Origin of the sequence: Staphylococcus sp. GDY8P94P, assembly GCF_017892255.1 — a bacterium.
Classification (GTDB): domain Bacteria; phylum Bacillota; class Bacilli; order Staphylococcales; family Staphylococcaceae; genus Staphylococcus; species Staphylococcus cohnii.
In genome coordinates this window covers 245,550-268,383 of sequence record NZ_JAESKU010000001.1, presented here as the reverse complement: position 1 = coordinate 268,383, position 22,834 = coordinate 245,550, and the positions used below count along the sequence as shown (strand labels likewise).

Genomic DNA, 22,834 nt, shown 5'->3' with positions numbered 1-22,834 from the left:
ACATAGATATTGCATTTAAAGACTTAGTTCAATTAGGGATATTAACGACGCGCGTTAACTCACTTTGGGCTAAGTCTTTTATTAGAAATAATAAAAATTGATTACTAACCTATTAAAGACAGACACTGTATGGTTAAATTGAGTAATGAAAATTAGATTAGGTGAGTATAATGATAAAAGTTAATAGTTTTTATTTTGAAATTATAGAAGATTATAGAGAATGTTTTGATGAAACATTATTTGCGAATCGTTACGCAGATATTTTAGATAAGTATGATTATATTGTGGGAGATTTTGGATATGATCAATTAAGATTAAAAGGATTCTATAAAGATTCGAATAAAAAAGCTGAATTAAGTAAGCGTTTTTCCACAATTCAAGATTATTTATTAGAATACTGCAACTTTGGGTGTCCGTATTTTATTCTCAGAAAAGTTCCAGAAAATGAAATTAAATCCCAAATTGAAGCAGAAGATGAAAATGCAGAGATATCATTTGAAGAAAATAAATTACAAGATGTTAAAATTCAACCAACGATTCAAGATACAGAACAGTAAGTTGATGTAGATTTAGCCCCAATTTAATATTAAAAACAAGTTAGGCTGCTATTCAACCGAGAATATACGGGTAATGAATAGTAGCTTTTTTATGTAGATTTATCATGATATTAAATAAAATAAAAGGCTGATTATCGTAAATGACTCAGCCTTTTTAAATGATATTGTGTCTTATTATGTGCACCGATTTAATTAATAATATGACATAGAAATAATATTTAACGAACTGTATTTTGGCCATTAATATTATTTTGAACTTGTGCGTTTGCCACAGCAATTATTGTATGACTTGATTGAGATATTCAGTGATTTCATTACCTTCATTTTCAGTTACACCTAAAATATAAGCAATGTATCCTTCTTCTTCTAAATCATCTGTACCAATAATGCCAAATTTATTTGTTTGCATGTTTAAAACAATTGTTTTTCCAAAATGACGATTGGTTTGTATAAGCATTAAATCATAACGACTAAATTCTCCGACGAAACCTACAAATTGTACCTGTGATGATTCATCATCGTCATAAAGATACATATCTATCATAAAAACACCCTTTCATCATTGAGATATTAAAGTTTTTATTATGCGAATCATTCAATGAACTTAAAAAGTCTTAATTTACAGTATAACCATAAATGAATTCGACTGCAAAGGTATGGTATGATGAGAATCATAGGGGTGACATAGATGTATTTTGTTAATAAAGAAAAGTTAGATAAAAAATTAAACTATTTACAACAATTAGTTAATGATTATCCAGATTATAGAGATAATCACTATGCATTTGAAAGAATTTCACAAATGTTGATTGAATCATCGGTAGATATTGGTAATATGATCATTGATGGCTTTATTTTGAGAGATCCAGGAAATTATAAAGATGTCATTGATATTTTAGAATTAGAAAATGTAATTTCTAAAGATACTCAAAATAATATTAACCAAACTGTTGATGTCAGAAAGCAATTCGTTCATTTTTATGATGAACTTGATACGATTCAATTGAAACCACTTTTTGATAAAACACTTGATTATTATCAACAATTTATCGATGAAGTAATACAATTTTTGAATAATGAAAATGTACCTATAACAGCATTTGGTCAAAAAGGAGAGAAGTAATTTTTGATGAAACAGTACAAAGCATATCTCATTGATTTGGATGGTACGATGTACAAAGGGAATGAAAAAATTGATGGTGCAGCACAGTTTATTGAATACTTAAACAAGCATCAAATACCTCATTTATTTGTCACGAATAACTCTACTAAAGAACCATCAGAAGTAGCAGAAAAATTAAAAGTGATGGGAATTGATGCTACAGCTGATGAAGTAGTTACATCAGCACTGGCAACTGCAGAATATATTGCTGATGAACAACCAGGTGCCTCAATCTTTATGTTAGGTGGCACTGGTCTAGAAAAAGCGTTAACGCAACATCATTTAAAAATAAAAGATGATGAGTTTGTAGATTATGTAGTTATTGGTTTGGATGAAGCTGTAACTTACGAAAAATTAGCAACTGCTACGCTAGGTGTTCGAAATGGAGCAAAATTCATTTCAACAAATAAAGATGTATCCATTCCAAAAGAACGTGGATTCTTACCTGGTAATGGTGCAATTACAAGTGTTGTGTCAGTATCTACAGGTGTTGAACCAACATTTATTGGTAAGCCGGAACCTATTATTATGAATAAAGCCTTAGAAATTTTGGAATTAGATTGTTCTGAAGTTGCAATGATAGGTGATTTATATGATACAGATATCCTTTCTGGAATCAATGTTAATGTTGATACAATACATGTTCAAACAGGTGTATCAACTTTAGATGATGTAAACCAAAAAGCAATACCGCCAACATATAGTTTTAAAGATTTAAACGAGGTAATCAAAGAACTCGAAGTTTAGGAGTGATTGAATGCAAAAAATCGTAGTAAGTAGAAAAATTCCACAGAAATTTATCAAACAATTAGAGGACATCGGTGAAGTAGAAGTTTGGGATGCATCGTTGACCCCTATGCCAAGAGAGAAGTTTTTAACTGCTTTAAAAGACGCAACAGCTTGTTTTGTGACATTAAGTGAAACAATGGATGAAGAAGTCATTGAAGCTGCACCAAATCTGAAAGTCATAGCAAACATGGCAGTAGGTTATGACAATATAGATGTTGATTTGATGCAAAGTAAGGGTATTGTTGTGACGAATACACCAAGCGTTTTAACTGAAACAACGGCAGAATTAGGCTTTACTTTGATGCTTGCAGTGGCAAGGCGTGTAGTCGAAGCGGAAACTTATGTTCAAAATGGTGAATGGCAGAGTTGGGGACCGTATTTATTTGCTGGTAAAGACTTATATCATGCTAACGTCGGCATTTATGGTATGGGCGATATTGGAAAAGCATTCGCGAGACGTCTAAAAGGTTTTAATACGAATATTATGTATCATAACAGAACAAGACATAAAGATGATGAAGAAGCGCTTGGCGCATTATACGTTTCATTTGAAACATTATTAAAAGAGAGCGACTTTGTGATTTGTACGGTACCATTAACTCCAGAAACACGTGATAAGTTTGACGATAAGGCATTTAAAATGATGAAAAATGATGCGATTTTTATCAATATCGGTAGGGGCGCTGTCGTTGATGAGGAAGCATTAGTGAAGGCTTTACAAAACGGTGAAATTAAAGCATGTGGATTGGATGTTTTAAGAGAAGAACCTATTGATATGAATCATCCGTTACTTTCAATGGACAATGCAACGATACTGCCACATATTGGAAGTGCATCGGTGATAACAAGAGACCGAATGATACAACTTTGTATAGATAATATAAAGTTAGTATTAAGTGAAAATGAACCTAAGACACCCGTGGTATAAATTACTTATAACATGTCAAGCTACTCATTACTTGGTTAACCCAAGTGAAGAGTAGCTTAATTTTTAGAAATATTTACAATGATTAGCAGTCATTTAAATTTGCATTATTACTAAAAGATGATTGCCACATATGATAACTGTGATTGTTGCATTATTAGATCATTATATCTTGGTTTGAAATGTTTTATTGAATACACATTAAATTTTTGTAAAAGAATTTAATGTGTATTTTTTTGATTTTTAAAATAACGCTCTATTTATTTATATTCTACCTAACAATTTTGTTATATAGATGTACAAATATTTAATTGTAATGATGTAGGAAAAATTGTATAATTAATTGGTGAAAAAGTTGAATAATTTATATACAATAAAGCGTAAAATATAAAAAAGAATTTAATGAAGATAATTAATGTTGAATTTATATAAATGCTAGAGGTGAAATATGCAAAAAAACGATAAAGAACGTACTGCTTTACAAAAATTCAAACCATGGTTATTGATAGTAATGTACTTAGCTATATTAATTGCATTATATTTAATTTATGGTACAGGAGATACACACAATAACTTTATTTACAATGAATTTTAATTAAGGAGACTATCATGAAAGACATCATTCGAACTTTAAAAGAGCATGGAGAAAACTGCCCAAATCAAGTTGCAGTTAAACATAATGACGAAATTCTGACATATGAAGCGCTCAATAGCTTTGCTAATCAACTTGCAATCATATTGAAAAATGCTAAAACACCACTAATTTTATATGGGCACATGTCCCCGTTTATGATTGTGGGAATGATAGGTAGTATGAAAGCAGGTTGTGGCTATGTTCCCCTAGATACTTCTATCCCTCAAGATCGTATTCTATCTATTATAAAGAAAATAGAACCTCAATTTATATTTAATACTACTGATGAACAACTAGAAATTGAGGATATTTCCTTTATTTCAAAAGATTTATTAACAGGCGTAAAACAAAATGAGGACACAGTAAGTAACATTAAAGATTCAGATATTGCTTATACTATTTTCACATCAGGTTCTACTGGAGAGCCCAAAGGTGTACAAATCAGTTATGAGAGCCTCAATCTTTTTACAAATTGGATGTTAGAACTTAATCAAGTTGGTTCAAATCAACAATGGTTGAATCAAGCCCCTTTTTCATTTGATTTATCTGTCATGTCTATATATCCATGTTTAATGACTGCTGGAACTTTGAACTTAGTTGATAAGACAATGATTAATAAACCAAAATTATTAAATGAAATGTTAGAAGAATCAAAAATAAATGTATGGGTATCTACACCCTCATTTATGGAAATGTGTCTCATGTTACCTCGCTTAACAGAAGCATATTACAGTAATTTAAAGGAATTTTTCTTTTGCGGCGAGATATTGGCAAATAAAACTGCAGAACTATTGCTACAACGTTTCCCATCTGCTTATATTTACAACACTTATGGGCCTACAGAAGCTACGGTAGCAGTTACAAGTATATTAGTTACAGAAGAAGTGATAAATCAGTACAATCCTTTACCAGTAGGATTACCGCAACCGGGAACGAAGTTATCTTTGACCCATGAAGGCGAACTTATTATTTCAGGGAAATGCGTAAGTGAAGGATATGTCAAAGACGAACTACGTTCTAAAAAAGTATTTAACAAGTTAGACGGTCAGAAATCTTATTACACTGGTGACAAAGCACAATTTATTGATAATCAATGGTTTATTAATGGGAGAATAGATTATCAAATTAAATTAAACGGTTATCGTATGGAATTAGAAGAAATTGAATTTCAATTGCGAAAATTAGAAAAGATTAGAGATGCGATTGTCGTACCAACTTATAAAAATAACAAAGTCACTCATTTAAATGCCGCAGTAATATTGAATCATTGTGATGAGGTAAAAGAAGTTCAAACTTTGACACATGATATCAAAACTGAGTTGAAACCTGTACTGCCTGAATATATGATTCCCAAAAAGATAATATATATGAAGAAATTACCGCTTACGATGAATGGGAAATTGGATCGTAAGAAGATTGCTGAGGCTATATTGAAATGATTCCATATGGCGATTTTACATTCTTTTTTATAGCATTAGTAATATTATTACCAGTTATCATATTAGGATTTATGGGCAAACAGAGCAAAATCTATAATGGTCTTAGTACAGCCGTTATGATTATATTAATATTCTCATCGACTAAGCATAACTTATTTGGACAAACGTATTTAAGCTTAGAATTGATAAATTTTATACTTTATCTGATTTGGCAAGTGATGATTATTATATATTATTGGCATTCTCGAGCTAAAAATAATACTACAACAAAATTTATATCAGTTATTTTTCTTTCTATTTTGCCACTGATTATTGTGAAAGTTATGCAAAGTTCGTGGTTTGGTACTGCACAGTTAAAACTACATGAGAGTAAATTCATTGAATTTATAGGGTTTTTAGGCATTTCATATGTAACTTTTAAAAGTGTTCAACTATTAATGGAAATTAGAGATGGCTCAATCAAAGAGGTAAGACTTTGGAAAGTAGTACAGTTTATATCATTTTTTCCAACCATTTCTTCAGGACCGATTGACCGTTACAAACGTTTTGTAAAAGATGACAATAAAATTCTGAGTGGAAGTGACTATAGTCATTTATTAGTCAAAGCAATACATTACATCATGCTCGGATTTTTATATAAATACATTATTGCTTATTTAATACAAACATTTGCAATTAATCCATTAATGCTGGATTTTTCTGGTGTTATCACAAAATGGCTATATATGTATGCTTACAGTTTATATTTATTTTTTGATTTTGCCGGTTATTCACTTTTTGCTATAGCATTTAGTTATATTTATGGTATTCAAACCCCGCAAAACTTTAACCAACCATTTAAAGCTAAAAATATTAAAGATTTTTGGAATAGATGGCATATGTCACTATCATTCTGGTTTAGAGATTGTATTTATATGCGTTCATTATTCTTTATGTCAAAGAAAAAATTACTGAAAAGTCAATTTGCAATGTCGAATATAGCATTTTTCTTAAACTTTTTAATAATGGGCATCTGGCATGGTATTGAAATTTATTATATTTTGTATGGTTTGTACCATGCAGCATTATTTATTGGATATGGTTATTATGAAAAATGGAGAAAAAACCATCGTCCACGTTGGCAGAACCAGTTTACTACTGCTTTAAGTATTGTTGTTACGTTTCACTTTGTAACATTCGGTTTTCTGATTTTTTCTGGAAAACTTTTTTAAAATGAGGAGGAATTATAATGGAATTTAAAGAACAAGTGTTAGATCTATTAGCTGAAGTAACTGAAAATAATATCGTGAAAGAAAACCCTGACGTTGAATTATTTGAAGAAGGTATTATAGATTCATTTCAAACGGTTGGTTTATTATTAGAAATTCAAAATAAATTAGAAATAGAAGTTTCAATTATGGATTTTGACAGAGATGAATGGGCAACGCCTAATAAGATTGTAACGGCATTAGAAGAATTAAAATGAAATTAAAACACTTTATTCCAATTATTATCAGTCTATGTTTATTTGGGATTTTCTTAATATTACCTTCTAGCTGGTTTAGTGGATTAATTACTCCGAAAACTATAGAAAATCAACGCACTTCACTGTCAGATCAAGTGTTAAAAGGTACGTTAATACAAGATAAGATGTTTAAATCGAATCATTTTTATCCTATTTATGGTTCTAGTGAACTTGGAAAGGACGATCCGTTTAATCCATCCATGTTATTGCGCAACAAAAATACGTATGCTAAACAACCATTTCTAATTGGCACAGGTGGTTCTACAGATTTGATTAATGCTGTGGAATTAGCTTCACAATATGATCATTTAAAAGGAAAGAAAATTGCACTTATCATATCACCACAATGGTTTACGGACCATGGATTAACTAATAAAAATTTTGATGCACGTATATCTAAAGCACAATTGAATCGTTTATTTAATCAAAATTATTTAAGTCCAGAGCTTAAACAACGCTATGCAAAGCGTTTATTGAGATTTAAAAATGTAGAAAACCGAAAATATTTAGAAAAAGTAGCTAAAGGTAGAACCAACAATAAAGACCAATATTTATCACCGTTTAAAATGAATCAATTTGAAAAAATTGAAGCGATAAAGTCGAATTTCCCACTTTCAAATACTGAGCTAGAAGATATTAAACCAGTAACAGCTCAAGATGAAAGTTGGAAAATGCTTCTCAATAAATCTGAACAATATGGCGCTAAACATTCAAAATCAAATATGTTTAAAATTAGAGATGAGTATTGGCAATTAATAAAAAAACATAAGCGTAAAGTGAACAGAGATTATGAATTTAATAGTAATTCTCCAGAATTTAAAGATTTGGAGTTATTGGTAGATACTATGCGAGAAGCTGGTGCTGATATTGAATATATCAGTCTTCCATCAAATGGAAAGTGGTATGATCATATAGGTGTAAATAAAGAAAAACGTCAGAAAGTATATAACAAAATAAGGGAAACTGTTGTTAAGCATGGCGGGAAAATTTATGATATGACAGATAAAGATTATGAACCTTATGTTATCAGTGATGCCGTCCATATAGGATGGAAAGGCTGGGTTTATATTAGTGAGCACATTGCGCAGCACATGCGTAAATAGTTATTTTAAAATTGAACGTGAATGATTTGAAAAATATATGAAATGTAGCATATGATAGGAAATCGTAACAATAGATTTCCTATCATTTTTTTATGGACGTGATTCATGAATCCAATCTTTACATAAGTCCAGACAGTATATTGTTCAGGAAAAAGATGACTTAAATAAAATTAACTAACAAAGTCAAATGTATTTCACATCGTGCATACATCGATTTTATTACTGATTTGAATATAAAAATGCACCTTCATTGAACATGAAAGTGCATTTTGTTATGAATCGGTTATTATATAACAAATTCATAAACAAAGAATTCTATAAAATTTGACGCTTTTGTTGTTTAATTTATATTTAAGTTGATCAACTAGAATACTTGTTCTACTTCTACTACTCCAGGTACTTCTTCATGTAAAGCGCGTTCGATGCCTGCTTTTAATGTGATTGTTGAACTTGGGCATGTACCACATGCACCGTGCAATTGAAGCTTAACAATTCCATCTTCTACATCTACTAGCGAGCAATCGCCGCCATCACGTAGTAAGAATGGACGTAGTTTTTCAATTACTTCTGCTACTTGATCAAACATTGTTACGTTTTCAGTTGGCATGGAAATGCCTCCTTTCAAGTATATTATTTCATTTTCTGTCTATCTTTTTATTATAATAGATATATAAAGAAAAATCTATCAATCAAGACAAAAGGGGATAGTTAAAATGAATAAAGTAAGTGTAGTCGTTTATGGTGCAGATGTTGTTTGTGCAAGCTGTGTTAATGCACCAACTGCTCGAAATACTTTTGATTGGCTGCAACCATTGCTCAAAAGAAAGTATCCAGATACACAATTTGAATTTACGTATATCGATATCGAGAAGGATACTGAAAATTTAACTGATCATGACCAACAATATATTGAGCGTATTCAGGAAGATGAATTGTTCTATCCACTTGTAACAATGAATGATGAATATGTTTCTGATGGATATGTACAATTGAGAGATATTACTAAATTTATGGATGCGCATTAATTTAATCATTTAGAAAAAGACACGTTCATATACTTTTAACAGAAGTTAGTAAAGTATATGAAGACGTGTCTTTGTTATTTTTGTTTAAGATTTATCCATTGTGATATTTGTATAACCATAGCACACCAGATTTTAAGATTGAAGCTAAACGACCAGTAACTGTTCTGTCCATGATGTAGGCAAAACCTTTTTTATCGCCAAGAGAACCTAAGAAACCTTGAACTTTAAGTTCTGGCATTTTTTCTGGTAGAGGCTTGCCTTGCCATTGTAGTTTCATAACATCTGCAATTTGGTCTCCTTGAACTTCAGCAAGTTGTGCACTAGGTGCATGAGGCAAATCTGCACAGTCTCCTACTACGTACACATTTTTATAGGTTGGAACTTGATGGTATTGGTTAAGGATGACACGGCCATCTCTACTAATATCAATTGGTAAATTTCTAACAATTTCCACAGGTTGGATTCCAGCTGTCCAAACGATTAAATCTAATGGTTCAGGTACATCATTATTGAAAATCTTACCAGGTTCCACACGATTAATATCAGAGTTTGGTACTACTGTTACATCGTTCTTTCTAAACCAATTTTCTATATAACGACTTAATTTTTCAGGGAAACGTCGCAAAATGCGTTCTCCACGATCATATAAGTATATTTGTAAGTCTTTACGACTTTCACGAAGTTCACTCGCTAATTCGATGCCACTTAAACCTGCACCTACAATACCAACTTTTGCTCCGTTGGGTAGTTCACTAATATGATGGAATGTTTCCCGTGAACTTGATAATGTTTGGATGCTATGAGTATATTCTGCTGCCCCTGGAACATTATGATATTTGTCCTCACAACCAAGTCCAATAACTAATTCATCATAATCTACTTTTGTGTTGCCAACTGAAATAATTTGATCTTCCAAATTAATATCATTAATTTCTCCATACACAATATTGATACGTTCTGAATCAGGGAAATTCATACGAATATCTTTGTCTGATTTAGTACCAGCAGCTAATTCATAGAATTCTGGTTTTAAACCATGATAAGGCATACGATCAATTAATGTAATAGAATAATTTTCAGGAAGTGCAGATGGTAAAATATGAGACATAATGCGCATATTTCCGTATCCGCCACCCAATAGAACTAAATTTTTCATTTATGATACCCCTTTAGTAAAAATGTATTGAGCAATTTGATAAAAATACAACTTATTTTCGTTAATAAATAATATTTTTATCTCTTGTCGTCAATGTAAGTCAATAAATATAATGTGGTTAAATCATATTCGTCTTCATTGAACGAAATACCATTTCATAATAAGCTTACTTAGATATATTATATGCTTTTTTATATACTTCTACAAATAAACATGATGAATTGTAATTTGTAAATATATATATTTTAAATGCAATATGATTATAACAATATAAAAATATTGTGTGAATGACATTTCATACGAAAATAGGTTTTGTTTTAATTGATTTGTAACAAAAAATGGCAAAATAAATGAATAAATAATATAAGCTAGTCATTGGTCAAAAGCGGTGTGGTTTTGTTATAATTGATAAACTGATAATTAATTGAGAGGGTGTAATATGAATCCAATAGTTGAGTTCTGCATTTCGAATTTAGCGAAAGGTGGAGATTATGTATATAATCAACTTGAAAATGATCCAGGCGTAGACGTTTTAGAATATGGTTGTCTACAAAATTGTGGTATTTGCTCAAACGGCTTGTATGCATTAGTAAACGGTGATATTGTTGAAGGAGAATCACCAGACGACTTATTACAAAATATTTATTCACATATAGAAGAAACATGGATTTTTTAGGGAGGTAATTTTAATGGCAGTAGTTGAACTGACAGAAGCGGCAGCATACGAAGTTAAAGATATGATGGAACAAAATGATATGCCGAATGGCTTTTTGAAAATTAAAGTCAATGGTGGCGGCTGTACTGGATTAACGTATGGTATGTCTGCAGAAGCTGAACCTAGTGAAAATGATGAAATATTTGAATTTCACGGTGTAAAAGTGCTGGTAGATAAATATGACATGCCAGTATTAGAAGGTACAAAAATTGATTTTAAACAATCGTTAATGGGCGGAGGCTTCCAAATAGACAATCCAAATGCAATTGCATCTTGTGGTTGTGGCAGTTCATTCAGAACTGCAAAAGTTTCTGGTTCACCAGAAGATTGTTAATAATTGTAAATAAGGTGTTTATAGACTATAGTTCGACTAAGTGAGGTGAGAACTATAGTCTTTTATCTGTTTATGTGAAAAAACAAACAATATATGCGTTTCGGCTTGAAAATAAACTATAAAAACTATAAAATTAGTGTTGGATGAAAAATGTCTTTTTTGTGAATTTCTATGAAAATCAATAAATTAAAAAAGACGATCGCAACAAAAAAATTATGAAAGCTTAGGTGAATGAAATGGCTCAAGAACGTAAAAAAGTTTTAGTTTTAGGCGCTGGTTACGCTGGGTTACAAGCTATTACCAAATTACAAAAGCAACTTTCGGCTGATGAGGCTGAAATTACATTAATTAATAAGAATGATTATCACTACGAAGCGACTTGGTTACATGAAGCTTCAGCTGGAACAGTTAGTTATGAAGATGTTTTATACCCAGTTGAAAGCGTGATCAATAAGAATAAAGTAAACTTTATCAAAGCAGAAGTTACAAAAATTGATCGCAATGCTAAAAAAGTAGAAACTGATGCGGGCATTTTTGATTTTGATATTTTAGTTGTTGCTTTAGGTTTCGAAAGTGAAACATTTGGTATTAAAGGTATGAAAGATCATGCTTTCCAAATCGAAAATGTTTTAACTGCTCGTAAATTAGCGCGTCACATTGAAGATAAATTTGCTAACTATGCTGCATCAAAAAATAAAGACGATAAAGATTTAGCTATTATCGTTGGTGGTGCAGGATTTACAGGTGTTGAATTCTTAGGTGAATTAACTGATCGTATCCCTGAGTTATGTAACAAATATGGTGTAGATCAAACAAAAGTTAAAATTACTTGTGTAGAAGCTGCTCCAAAAATGTTACCTCAATTCTCTGATGAATTAGTAAACCATGCAGTTAGTTATTTAGAAAGCAAAGGTGTTGAATTTAAAATTGCTACACCAATCGTTGCTGCAAATGAAAAAGGTTTCGTAGTTAAGGTTAACGATGAAGAACAACAATTAGAAGCGAATACAGTTGTATGGGCAGCTGGCGTTCGTGGTAGCAAATTAATGGAAGAATCATTCGAAGGCGTTAAACGTGGCCGTATCGTTACTAACCAAGATTTAACAATCGATGGATATAATGATATTTTTGTAATAGGTGATTGTTCTGCATTTATTCCAGCTGGAGAAGAACGTCCATTACCTACAACAGCACAAATTGCTATGCAAGAAGGCGAGCACACTGCTAAGAACATTAAAAATATCCTAGAAGGTCAACCAACTCAAGAGTTTGAATATGTTGATCGTGGTACAGTATGTTCTTTAGGTGCTAATGATGGCGTTGGTGTTGTTTATGGTAAAGATATCCAAGGTAAAAAAGCTGCATTTATGAAAAAAGTTATCGATACACGTGCGGTATTCAAGCTTGGTGGCGTAGGCTTAGCATTTAAAAAAGGTAAATTTTAATAACTGATAAATACTAGATGTATATCTAGTAGTATAAATATTGAGGCTGAGACTATTTTATGTCTCAGCCTCAATTATTATATGTATGTTTTTATAAGTATAGACTGTAAATCATTTTTAATAATGGATTGGGATTAATAAATGATACAATGTGACTGAATAAACTGAAATGAGGGATGATTGATGAAAGCAATTATAAATAACACTACTAAGGTTGAACAAGATACAATCATTGTTGGTGTACCTGAACACTTAAATCAATTAGAGGCAATAAAAATAGGTGGAGAAGATTTAAAAGACTTATTATCACCTTTAAAGGAACATCAAGTCTTTAGTACCAATGTTGGAACGATATCGACTACATTTTTTAAAGTAGGGGAGAAAGCACATAAGCTGATTACTGTAGGATTAGGAAATACTAAGGAATTAGGATACAATGATTATTTAAAAATATTCGGTAATTTATTTCAAGCTTTAAATAGCAGTAGAATCACTGAAGCTTCACTGTTATTTGATTCATTTAAATCTCAAAAAGTCGAAAAGAAAATAATCGCTGAAATTCTTGGTCAGCAAAGTGAACAATCAATTTATCATTTTGATGGTTATAAATCCAATAAATCAGCGCCTTATCAATTAACATTAGAGGTACATACAGAAGAAGATGATATTGCAAAATCTATTGAAAATGGTGAAGCAATTGCAACTGCTGTTAATTTAGCGCGTGATTATAGTAATATACCACCTAATATATTAACACCTGCTTATTATGCAGAACTGATAGAAAACCAATTTAATGACACTGATGTATTTGTTGATATCAAAGATAATAAGACTTTACAAAAAGAAGGTTTTGGGTTAATTCATGCAGTTGGTAAAGGTTCTAAAAATGGACCACGTGTAATTACATTGACTTATAATGGTGGCAAACCAGGAGAAAATCCTATTGCACTTGTAGGTAAAGGTATTACTTATGATTCAGGTGGTTATTCAATTAAATCTAAAACAGGTATGCAGACCATGAAATTTGATATGTGTGGCTCAGCAAATGTAATAGGAATGATCGAAGCGGCTCGTCAATTAGCGCTACCATTAAATATTGTTGGTATTATTGCTGCTGCTGAAAATATGGTGAATGAAGAAGCGATGAAACCAGATGATGTTTACACAGCGCTAAGTGGGGAGTCTGTAGAGGTATTAAATACAGATGCAGAAGGACGTCTGGTTTTAGGTGACGCTGTATTTTATGCTAATCAATTTCAGCCAAATAAAATATTAGATTTTGCAACTTTAACTGGTGCTGCTGTAGCTGCGTTAGGTGAAGATAAAGCTGCCGTTTTTAATCAAAATGCTGAAGCCACTTTAAAATCTATTCTAGGTCAAGCAGAAATTATGGATGAAAAAGTCTTTGAATTACCAATTACTGCTACAGAACAAGCACTGATAAGAAAAAGTGAGGTAGCTGATTTAGTCAACCATACCAATGGTCAAGGTAAAGCATTGTTTGCGGCAACATTTATCAATCATTTTGCAGGTAATACACCTCATCTACATTTTGATATCGCAGGGCCTGCTACTACGAATAAACCAAGTTATAAGGGACCTGTTGGGCCTACAGGTTATCTAATATCAACAATCGTACAATGGTTACGTAACCTATAAATCAAACAACATTGAAATTAAGAAAACATATGCTTCAAGTTAATTTTTAGTAGATTAACTTGAAGCTTTTTTAACTTATATAAAAAGGTTGGCAAGTTTATGAAACATGTCTCATTTTAGTATAAAGTTTTGAATAAATATATCTAAAGATAGGATTGACAATTTGATAAGCAATTGTTATTATAAATCTCGTGATACTTTAGTTCGATAACGTAATAAAGGAGTTGTGCTTTTGTGATAAATGCAGTTGTTATAGCAGTGGTACTGATGATTGTACTCTGTTTATGTAGATTAAATGTTGTTATAAGCTTATTTATCAGTGCACTAGTTGGTGGCTTAATCGCAGGTATGAGCGTCACAGACATTGTATCTGTATTTGGTAAAAATATTGTTGATGGCGCTGAAGTAGCATTAAGTTATGCATTATTAGGTGGATTTGCTGCGTTGATTTCTTATAGTGGTATTACAGACTATTTAGTAAATAAGATTATCAATGCGATTCATGCAGAAAACAGTAAAATGTCACGTATTAAAGTTAAAGTTATTATTATCGGTGCACTATTAATTATGAGTGTAATGAGTCAAAACTTAATACCTGTACATATTGCATTTATCCCAATTGTAATACCTCCATTAATAAGTTTGTTTAATGAACTTAATATAGATAGAAGACAAATTGCAATAATTATTGGCTTTGGTTTATGTTGGCCATATGTTTTATTACCATATGGTTTCGGTCAGATTTTCCACCAAATCATTCAAAGTGGATTCTCTAAAGCAGATCATCCAATTGAAATGGGTATGATATGGAAAGCAATGCTGATTCCATCATTAGGCTATATTGTTGGCTTAATCGCAGGTATTTATTATTATAGAAAACCTAGAAAATACACTGAACATAAAGACATTAAAGATATGAGTGAAATTGAAATTAGACCTTATGTTCTCGTAGTAACGATTATTTCTATTATTGCTACTTTTTTAGTACAGATGTTCACTGATTCTATGATATTTGGTGCTTTAGCCGGCGTACTTGTTTTCTTCATTTCACGTGCTTATAAGTGGACTGAGTTAGATCAAAAATTTGTAGATGGTATTAAAATCATGTCATTTATAGGTGTTGTGATTTTATCAGCAAATGGTTTTGCAGGTGTAATGAATGAAACAGGAGATATAGGTAATTTAGTAAGTGGACTTAGTGGTGTTATTGGAGAAAATAAATTAGTTAGTATTATTGTAATGTACATTATTGGATTGGTCGTGACTTTAGGAATTGGCTCATCATTTGCTACAATACCTATTATTGCAACGTTGTTTGTGCCATTAGGTGAATCTTTGGGACTAAGTACCATGGCATTAATTGCTTTGATAGGAACGGCGAGTGCATTAGGAGATTCGGGGTCACCTGCGAGCGATTCTACATTAGGTCCTACAGCAGGTTTAGATGTTGATGGTCAACATGATCACATTCGTGATACATGTATTCCAAACTTTGTTTTTTATAATATTCCTCTAATCATTTTTGGCACTATTGCGGCTATGATATTATAGATCTAAGAATAAGAAAAAGAGGTGTCTTCAATGGCAAATATGCTTGATGCTTTAAAGATAAAGGTAGAGCGACAAGAACATGGACTTATGGTTATGTCTATGCCAGTCACAGATGAAGTGAAACAACCATTTGGCTTTTTGCATGGTGGTGCGAGCTTAGCGCTTGGAGAAACAGCATGCTCAATGGGAGCTGCTGACATTATTGACACAGATCATTTTATCCCTTTAGGTCTCGAAATGAATGCAAATCATATAGGTTCAACGACTGAAGGAACGATATTTGCGACTGCTACAATCATTCATGAAGGTAGTACAACGCAAGTTTGGAACATAGATATCAAAGATCAAAATGATAGATTGATATGCGTTATGAGAGGTACAATTGCCATTAAACCGCGTAAACGACAGTAAGGCATTGAAGTATTAGATTAATGGTATTTACTTTAATGAAAATAGATTTTTAAATGCAAAATTAAGTATTGAAAAATGACTCATATATTAAGGACTCATCCATTTATTGCGGATGAGTCTTTTCAGAACGTAGACAAACCCTTCGCATTAAATTGCGAAGGGTTTGTTTATTTTCTATTTATATCATTTTTTCAAATAGGATTTTTTTCTTTAACTAGTCTTTGCTCGTTAATTTCATTATTTAATTCTTCTTGATAATGGAGTGTGTCCTTTTCTGCTAATTCAGAGATAGAAATCATTTCATATTGATCTCTTTTATCCATTGATTTATTCATCATAATAAACATCGCCACTGCTTAATTTACATATATTATAATATTGGCAGTGATTTATGCCGACTCCTGCGGGAATAGCACTAGCCAAAGACTATAGGCTAAGGCAGTGCCCGTGGAAAGCGTGCACAAAAAAACTGCCAACAAAGTCAGAGACTTTGTCGACAGTTTGAAAGGACTCATCAGCAGTATGCGGATGAGTCCTTTTTGAATATTACTATTTATTGCTAACACAGCATTTACAATTTTGTATCTTTTAAGTCTTCTTGTATGTCATCACGTTTTGTTCTTTTTGAAGCGGGTGTTCTCAAATTATATGCTGATTTAATAATAAGGTGACTTGCTAACGGCCCCGTAATCAAAATGAATAATATTCCGATAAGTAATTGCATATTTACGTAACCTTCACGACCTATGAAATATAAGAAAACACCACTTATAAGTAACATTGCTCCTAATGTAGCAGCTTTACCAGCAGCATGCGCACGTGCATATACATCATCTAAACGTAAGAGGCCAATCGCAGCTAGTGCACTTATGAGTGAGCCAAGGATAACCAAAATAAGAGCTATACTAATGATGATCGTTGTTATCATGCTCAATCACCTTACCTTTATCCATATATTTTGCAAACACTGCAGTTCCTAAAAACGCTAAAATACCAATTAATAAAATGGCAACCATCATATATTTAGTACCCAAGAAAATACTAAATAGTGCTACAATCGCCATCAGTTGGATACCCATTGCATCAAGTGCCACAACCCTATCAGCAAGAGAAGGGCCGATAATGACACGAACAAGCATACCAAACATTGACAATGTTACAATAACTAATGCCACGATTAATATCACGTTGTAGTTCATTAATACTCGCCTACCTCTCTTACCACTTTTTCAAGTGATGATTTAATACTTTCTATTTCTTCTTCTTTGGTACTGAAATCAATGCTGTGAATATATATTTGTTTGCGATCATCACTGATACCTAGAACAATCGTACCAGGTGTGAGTGTAATCAAGTTTGATAACAACACAATTTGCCAATCTTTTTTCAAATCTGTTGGATACGTAAAAAAGGCGGGTTCATTGTTAATTTTAGGTTTAGTAACGATTCTAATAACATCAATATTTGCTTTAACCAATTCTACTAAAAAGACGATAAATAATTTTATAATTTTATAAATAGTAATAATATAAAATCTACCGGGTAAGACACCACGCATCAGGAATACTAACAATAGACCAAATATATAACCTAATAGGAAATTATTAAATGTATAGCTACCTGTTACAAATAGCCAAAACACTGATAAAATTAAATTTACTAATATTTGAATTGCCATATTATTTGCCCCCCAATACGCTGTCTATATAAACACTAGGATTATAGAATGTTTCGGCAGCATCTTTTATGATTGGTTGTAAAAAGTCAGCGGATAGGCCAAATATTACTGATATAGCAACTGCAATAACAGCTACTGTTAAAATACCTTTGTATTGCAGTTTAGGGTTGACTTCATAACCTTCAGATTCTCCGAAGAAACCTTTTAAGAAAATACGAATAACTGAGTAAAGTACAACTAAACTAGATAATAATACGATAATCCCACTTAAATAAAATCCTTTTTCGAAAGTAGCTTGAACAATGTAATATTTACCATAAAAGCCACTTAACGGTGGTATACCGGCTAAGCTCAAAGCAGCGATAAAGAAAGACCAGCCTAATACAGGGTAATGTTTGATTAAACCACCATACTTACGTAAATCGTGTGTCTTAGTGATTTTATACATGACACCAATTAAGAAAAATAGTGCTGCTTTAATCAACATGTCATGTAATGTATAATAAATCGCTCCCATCATACCAGCCTGATTCATCATTGCTACGCCTACTAAAATGACACCAACAGCAATCATAATATTATAAATTATGATTTTTTTTGTATCAAAGTAGCTAACTGCACCAACACAACCAAAAATAATTGTAAGTAAGGCTAAGAATAAAATGGTATACAGTGAAAAGTTAGAAGAATCACCAAAGAATAAGCTTGCTGTTCTAGCTATTGCGTAAACGCCAACTTTTGTTAACAATGCACCAAAGAAGGCAATAATAGATATAGGTGGCGCATAATAAGCACCTGGTAGCCAGATATACATTGGGAACACGCCAGCTTTTGTAGCAAAGACAAAGATAAACATAATAAATATAATACTGATAATTCCTTTATCTTGTGTTGACAATTGACTTAATTTTTCACTAATATCTGCTAAATTCAATGTGCCTACAACAGAATAAAGCATTGCGACGGCTATAACAAAGAAAGCAGAAGATGTCACATTCACAAGTACATATTTTATCGTTTCACTCAATTGAACTTGTGTGCCACCAATAACTAATAAAATATATGATGCCATTAAAAACACTTCAAAGAATACGAAAAGGTTGAAAATATCACCAGTTATAAATGATCCTATAACACCAGTGAGCATAAACATGATGGCAAAATAATAGTAATATGTTTCACGCTCGATACCTACAGATTGATATGAATATAAAATAATCAACATCGTTACAATTAAACTTGTAATCACAAGTAAAATACTAAAAATATCGGTAACAAAAACAATACTATATGGTGCATCCCATGAACCAAGTTCGAGTTTTATAGGTCCATCTCTGAGAATATTTTTTAAATTTATAAAAGCAAAAATTAATGTAATTGCAGTACCTGTTAATGCAACGTAGCGTTTAATTTTAGGGCGTTTACCAATAAAAATTAATGCAATAATTGTTAACATTGGTATGACGAGTAATGAAATAATAAGATTACTCTCTATCATTATCTAGCACCCCTTTCATACTTTCTACGTTGTCTGTACCTAGTTCTTTATAGCTTCTAAAAGCTAATACTAAGAAAAAGGCTGTTACAGAAAATGAAATTACTATAGCTGTTAATATGAGTGCTTGTGGAATTGGATCCACATATGAAGTGAACCCTTTTTCATAAATAGGGACTTCACCTTTCTTAAGACCACCCATAGTTATTAAGAATAAATTAGCTGTATGTGTTTGTAATGTAGTCCCAATAATGATGCGTATCAAACTTTTAGAAAGAATGAGATAGACGCTCATTGCAGTGAGAATACCACAAACAAAAATCATCACTATTTCCATTACTCATTCTCTCCAATCGCTAATATTATAGTCATTATTGTGCCAACAACCGCACATAAAACACCTAAATCGAAAAATGTGGCAGTATGCATTTCTATAGGTTTTAAAATACCTAATGGAATCTCAAATGGCGTATGCGTAAAGAAGTTTTTATTGTATAGCCAACTCGCCATAGGTGTAACTAAACAAAAGAATAACCCGATACCAATGAGTTTCTTGAAGTCCCAAGGGTATATTTTACGCATAGTCTTAATATCGTAAGCCACAGCTACAATCACAAGTGAACTTGATAAGAGTAGGCCACCGACGAAACCACCACCAGGTGTATAATGTCCTGTTAAAAATAGGTGTAAGCCAAACATAACGATTAAGAAGAAAATCACGATAGCTGAGTATTGGAAAATTAAATTATTTTTCTGTCTTTTCAATGTGAGTTCCTCCTTCATCATTTGGTTTATTTTTATAACGAAGTTTAATCATTGTGTAAACACCTAAACCTGCAATACCTAGTACAGAGGATTCGAATAAAGTATCGGTACCACGGAAATCGACTAGAATAACATTGACCATGTTTGTACCATGTGCTAAATCATATACATGTGCTTTATAAAATTCTCCAATTGAGCCAAAGTGTCTATTACCGTAAGTGATTAAACCTAATACTGTTACAACGGTACCAGCACCGATGGCAATAATAATGTTCAGCCATTTATATGAAGTTGTTTCGTTATGTCGATTTAAATTTGGCAAATGATAGAAACATAATAAGAACAATGCAGTAGAAATAGATTCTACAACAAATTGCGTCAATGCTAAGTCTGGTGCACCAAAGAAAATGAAGAAGATCGCTACTGCATAACCTACTGCACTTGCCATGATGATACTGAAAAGGCGAGAGCGTGCAAATATAATCATAGACGCTGCTGTAATGATAATGACTACGATGATCAATTCAAATGGTCTGATTTCACTAACATCTTTGAAGTTAACACTGAATGGTGTTACTAATAATGTCACAAGTGTGATTACAATTAAAGACGCGAAGATGATTAACAAGTTATTACGAGTAAACCCAGTAACGTAAGTGTTAGTAAATTGACTTGAATAGCCTGGGAATACCGTTCCAAATTTATCATACCAATAATTGATTGTTAGTTTTGTAGGTTGTGCTTTTAATAAGCTAATCCAATAACCAAAGCTAAGTATTAACAAAATTCCAACGATGTAAATGCCTAATGTTGAGAAAAAGGCTGGTGTAAATCCATGGAACATATGAAACTCAGCTGTTGCGTTAGTATTATGACTGATTGCGTTTACTGCTGGTTCAATGATTGTCCCAGTCAATATTGAAGGGAAGAACCCAAAAACAATGACGAGTATTGCTAATATACCTGGAGAAATTAGCATTAATTTTGATACTTCATGAGCTGATTTTGGTAAATGATTTGGTTTATAGCTGCCTAAGAATATTTGACCAATAAACCTAACAGCATAGACAAAAGTGAATACGCTACCTAAAATTGCCACGATTGGTATGAGTATACCAATACTATTTAAACTGAAGATATTAGCGTGCGTAACTTCAATCATACTTTCAAGAAATTTCTCTTTTGATAAGAAACCATTAAATGGAGGAATACCTGCCATACTCAATGATGTAATTAACGTAATGGTAAAAGAAATTGGCATGATGGTTACTAAGCCACCCAATTTATTGACATCACGTGTTCCCGTACTGTGATCAATCGCACCAGTTACCATAAATAATGCACCTTTAAAAGTAGCATGATTTATAAGGTGAAACACAGCTGCCGTAAAAGCAGCAACGTAAATTTGACTGTCTGAGCCTTCGAAATGGTAACTTACTGCTCCGATACCTAACATTGACATAATCATGCCAAGTTGTGAGACAGTTGAAAAAGCTAAGATACCTTTTAAATCTTGTTGCTTTGTTGCATTTAACGATGCCCAAAACAGAGTGATTAACCCCACTGCAGTAATCGTCCAAATCCAACCTTGTGAAAGCGCGAATATTGGGGTCATACGAGCAACTAAATAAAGACCAGCTTTAACCATTGTTGCTGAATGCAAGTAAGCACTAACTGGCGTTGGCGCTTCCATTGCATCTGGTAACCAAACATAGAATGGAAACTGAGCTGATTTAGTCATCGCTCCTATGATTACAAAGATCATAGACAATATAAAGTAAGGGCTTGTTTGGATTTCAGACGCATGATTAATGAGCGTTTGAATACTAGTTGAATTACCTGCAAGTGATAGTAAAATAAGACCACCTAGCAGAGAAAGACCGCCCAACACAGTTATGAGCATTGATTTTTGCGCACCATAAATAGATGCTTGTTTCGTTCTCCAAAATGAAATGAGTAGAAAACTTGAAAATGACGTTAACTCCCAAAACAGATATAAGATAATGATATTATCTGATAATACGACACCTAACATGGCACCCATAAAAAGCAAAAGGTAACAATAAAAATGACCTAATTGCTCTTGTCGACTTAAATAACTAATGGAATATAATACAACCAAGCTTCCGATACCAGTTATTAGTAAACTGAATAATAAGCCTAAGCCATCAACGTATAAATCGAAATTCATGCCAAAATGAGGCATCCAATTTGCTTTATGTACTACGCTTTTACCTGACATTGTTGTCGAAATGATTGATAGAAAATATATAAATAAGACGACGGGGATAGGTAACACAAACCATCCTAAATGTATACGCTTATGTATGCGGTATACAATTGGAATAATGAGTGCAAATATTAACGGTAATAATACCGCTATATGTATCAAACTCATTATTTTATCCTCCTTTTTAAAATAGTATAAGGTCATTATACATGAATAAGACTATTCTGAAAAACCACGCTAACCCTTGTGGAGCTTTA

Annotated in this window: 27 protein-coding genes; 16 read left to right on the top strand and 11 right to left on the bottom strand. The window is 32.2% G+C overall.

Translation table 11 applies throughout. The features are described 5' to 3' along the window. Positions 1 to 170 precede the first annotated feature (170 nt). A complete protein-coding gene (locus KA926_RS01340) occupies positions 171 to 557 on the top strand; it encodes a YutD family protein (protein ID WP_107384283.1) in 387 nt (128 codons plus the stop codon). A gap of 277 nt (positions 558 to 834) precedes the next feature. Here the strand turns inward: KA926_RS01340 and KA926_RS01335 are convergent, their stop codons facing one another. Further along, positions 835 to 1,101, bottom strand: coding sequence for a DUF3055 domain-containing protein (locus KA926_RS01335; RefSeq protein WP_107384282.1), 267 nt, complete (start codon positions 1,099 to 1,101; stop codon positions 835 to 837). A 144-nt stretch (positions 1,102 to 1,245) separates the two neighbouring features. On the opposite strand from KA926_RS01335, the gene KA926_RS01330 reads away from it, so the two are divergent. The 8 genes from KA926_RS01330 (at position 1,246) to dltD (ending at position 8,113) form a co-directional block, all read left to right on the top strand. Further along, the gene (locus tag KA926_RS01330) at positions 1,246 to 1,680 is read left to right on the top strand and encodes a DUF86 domain-containing protein (protein WP_210143476.1); all 435 of its coding nucleotides are present in this window, start codon (positions 1,246 to 1,248) and stop codon (positions 1,678 to 1,680) included. A 6-nt stretch (positions 1,681 to 1,686) separates the two neighbouring features. After that, on the top strand, positions 1,687 to 2,466 hold the full coding sequence (locus tag KA926_RS01325) for a TIGR01457 family HAD-type hydrolase (RefSeq protein ID WP_210143611.1): 780 nt from the start codon (positions 1,687 to 1,689) through the stop codon (positions 2,464 to 2,466). Positions 2,467 to 2,476: 10 nt separating this feature from the next. Beyond that, on the top strand, positions 2,477 to 3,436 hold the full coding sequence (locus tag KA926_RS01320) for a 2-hydroxyacid dehydrogenase (RefSeq protein ID WP_210143475.1): 960 nt from the start codon (positions 2,477 to 2,479) through the stop codon (positions 3,434 to 3,436). A gap of 445 nt (positions 3,437 to 3,881) precedes the next feature. Beyond that, entirely contained in the window at positions 3,882 to 4,028 is a 147-nt protein-coding gene (locus tag KA926_RS01315; RefSeq protein ID WP_019469681.1) for a teichoic acid D-Ala incorporation-associated protein DltX, read from the top strand. 14 nt (positions 4,029 to 4,042) lie between these two features. After that, complete coding sequence (gene dltA, locus KA926_RS01310; protein ID WP_210143474.1) at positions 4,043 to 5,506, top strand: D-alanine--poly(phosphoribitol) ligase subunit DltA; 1,464 nt, start codon at positions 4,043 to 4,045, stop codon at positions 5,504 to 5,506. Next, on the top strand, positions 5,503 to 6,717 hold the full coding sequence (gene dltB / locus KA926_RS01305; RefSeq protein ID WP_210140162.1) for a D-alanyl-lipoteichoic acid biosynthesis protein DltB: 1,215 nt from the start codon (positions 5,503 to 5,505) through the stop codon (positions 6,715 to 6,717). Before dltA ends, dltB begins: the two co-directional genes overlap by 4 nt. A 17-nt stretch (positions 6,718 to 6,734) precedes the next feature. Next, a complete protein-coding gene (gene dltC, locus KA926_RS01300) occupies positions 6,735 to 6,971 on the top strand; it encodes a D-alanine--poly(phosphoribitol) ligase subunit 2 (protein WP_210143473.1) in 237 nt (78 codons plus the stop codon). Next, entirely contained in the window at positions 6,968 to 8,113 is a 1,146-nt protein-coding gene (gene dltD, locus KA926_RS01295; protein ID WP_210143472.1) for a D-alanyl-lipoteichoic acid biosynthesis protein DltD, read from the top strand. The genes dltC and dltD overlap by 4 nt, the downstream gene beginning before the upstream one ends. A 364-nt stretch (positions 8,114 to 8,477) precedes the next feature. Here dltD and KA926_RS01290 read toward each other — a convergent pair whose 3' ends face one another. Beyond that, positions 8,478 to 8,720: a NifU family protein gene (locus tag KA926_RS01290; protein ID WP_019469675.1), complete on the bottom strand. Its 243-nt coding sequence runs from the start codon at positions 8,718 to 8,720 to the stop codon at positions 8,478 to 8,480. A 106-nt stretch (positions 8,721 to 8,826) separates the two neighbouring features. Between KA926_RS01290 and KA926_RS01285 the strand changes: the two genes are divergently transcribed. Beyond that, the gene (locus KA926_RS01285) at positions 8,827 to 9,138 is read left to right on the top strand and encodes a YuzD family protein (RefSeq protein ID WP_107384598.1); all 312 of its coding nucleotides are present in this window, start codon (positions 8,827 to 8,829) and stop codon (positions 9,136 to 9,138) included. 91 nt (positions 9,139 to 9,229) lie between these two features. Here KA926_RS01285 and KA926_RS01280 read toward each other — a convergent pair whose 3' ends face one another. After that, complete coding sequence (locus KA926_RS01280; protein WP_107384599.1) at positions 9,230 to 10,294, bottom strand: NAD(P)/FAD-dependent oxidoreductase; 1,065 nt, start codon at positions 10,292 to 10,294, stop codon at positions 9,230 to 9,232. Between the two features lie 439 nt (positions 10,295 to 10,733). Here KA926_RS01280 and KA926_RS01275 point away from each other — a divergent pair, with 439 nt between their 5' ends. The 6 genes from KA926_RS01275 (at position 10,734) to KA926_RS01250 (ending at position 16,409) form a co-directional block, all read left to right on the top strand. Then, positions 10,734 to 10,970, top strand: coding sequence for a YuzB family protein (locus tag KA926_RS01275; RefSeq protein ID WP_210143471.1), 237 nt, complete (start codon positions 10,734 to 10,736; stop codon positions 10,968 to 10,970). Positions 10,971 to 10,983: 13 nt separating this feature from the next. After that, entirely contained in the window at positions 10,984 to 11,343 is a 360-nt protein-coding gene (locus KA926_RS01270) for a HesB/IscA family protein (RefSeq protein ID WP_210143470.1), read from the top strand. A 236-nt stretch (positions 11,344 to 11,579) separates the two neighbouring features. Continuing rightward, positions 11,580 to 12,788: an NAD(P)/FAD-dependent oxidoreductase gene (locus tag KA926_RS01265; protein WP_210143469.1), complete on the top strand. Its 1,209-nt coding sequence runs from the start codon at positions 11,580 to 11,582 to the stop codon at positions 12,786 to 12,788. A 183-nt stretch (positions 12,789 to 12,971) separates the two neighbouring features. Then, complete coding sequence (locus KA926_RS01260) at positions 12,972 to 14,447, top strand: M17 family metallopeptidase (protein ID WP_210143468.1); 1,476 nt, start codon at positions 12,972 to 12,974, stop codon at positions 14,445 to 14,447. A gap of 234 nt (positions 14,448 to 14,681) precedes the next feature. Further along, positions 14,682 to 15,998, top strand: a complete 1,317-nt coding sequence (locus tag KA926_RS01255) for a Na+/H+ antiporter family protein (RefSeq protein WP_210143467.1) — start codon at positions 14,682 to 14,684, stop codon at positions 15,996 to 15,998. 30 nt (positions 15,999 to 16,028) lie between these two features. After that, positions 16,029 to 16,409 carry a PaaI family thioesterase gene (locus KA926_RS01250; protein WP_210143466.1) on the top strand — a complete coding sequence of 127 codons (381 nt, stop codon included), beginning with the start codon at positions 16,029 to 16,031 and terminating at the stop codon, positions 16,407 to 16,409. A gap of 191 nt (positions 16,410 to 16,600) precedes the next feature. On the opposite strand, the gene KA926_RS01245 is transcribed toward KA926_RS01250, so the two are convergent. The 8 genes from KA926_RS01245 to KA926_RS01210 all read right to left on the bottom strand — a co-directional run bounded on the left by KA926_RS01245 (position 16,601) and on the right by KA926_RS01210 (position 22,745). Further along, positions 16,601 to 16,747 carry a hypothetical protein gene (locus KA926_RS01245; protein ID WP_210143465.1) on the bottom strand — a complete coding sequence of 49 codons (147 nt, stop codon included), beginning with the start codon at positions 16,745 to 16,747 and terminating at the stop codon, positions 16,601 to 16,603. 233 nt (positions 16,748 to 16,980) lie between these two features. After that, positions 16,981 to 17,337: a Na+/H+ antiporter subunit G1 gene (locus tag KA926_RS01240; RefSeq protein ID WP_210143464.1), complete on the bottom strand. Its 357-nt coding sequence runs from the start codon at positions 17,335 to 17,337 to the stop codon at positions 16,981 to 16,983. Further along, positions 17,315 to 17,608 carry a Na(+)/H(+) antiporter subunit F1 gene (locus tag KA926_RS01235; RefSeq protein WP_046208018.1) on the bottom strand — a complete coding sequence of 98 codons (294 nt, stop codon included), beginning with the start codon at positions 17,606 to 17,608 and terminating at the stop codon, positions 17,315 to 17,317. Before KA926_RS01235 ends, KA926_RS01240 begins: the two co-directional genes overlap by 23 nt. Continuing rightward, positions 17,608 to 18,087, bottom strand: coding sequence for a Na+/H+ antiporter subunit E (locus KA926_RS01230; RefSeq protein ID WP_107384606.1), 480 nt, complete (start codon positions 18,085 to 18,087; stop codon positions 17,608 to 17,610). The genes KA926_RS01235 and KA926_RS01230 overlap by 1 nt, the downstream gene beginning before the upstream one ends. A 1-nt stretch (position 18,088) precedes the next feature. Continuing rightward, positions 18,089 to 19,585, bottom strand: a complete 1,497-nt coding sequence (locus KA926_RS01225; protein ID WP_210143463.1) for a Na+/H+ antiporter subunit D — start codon at positions 19,583 to 19,585, stop codon at positions 18,089 to 18,091. Continuing rightward, a complete protein-coding gene (mnhC1, locus tag KA926_RS01220; RefSeq protein WP_040030166.1) occupies positions 19,572 to 19,919 on the bottom strand; it encodes a Na+/H+ antiporter Mnh1 subunit C in 348 nt (115 codons plus the stop codon). The genes KA926_RS01225 and mnhC1 overlap by 14 nt, the downstream gene beginning before the upstream one ends. Beyond that, on the bottom strand, positions 19,919 to 20,347 hold the full coding sequence (locus tag KA926_RS01215; RefSeq protein ID WP_210143462.1) for a Na(+)/H(+) antiporter subunit B: 429 nt from the start codon (positions 20,345 to 20,347) through the stop codon (positions 19,919 to 19,921). The genes mnhC1 and KA926_RS01215 overlap by 1 nt, the downstream gene beginning before the upstream one ends. After that, entirely contained in the window at positions 20,328 to 22,745 is a 2,418-nt protein-coding gene (locus KA926_RS01210; RefSeq protein ID WP_210143461.1) for a Na+/H+ antiporter subunit A, read from the bottom strand. Before KA926_RS01210 ends, KA926_RS01215 begins: the two co-directional genes overlap by 20 nt. Positions 22,746 to 22,834: the final 89 nt, after the last annotated feature.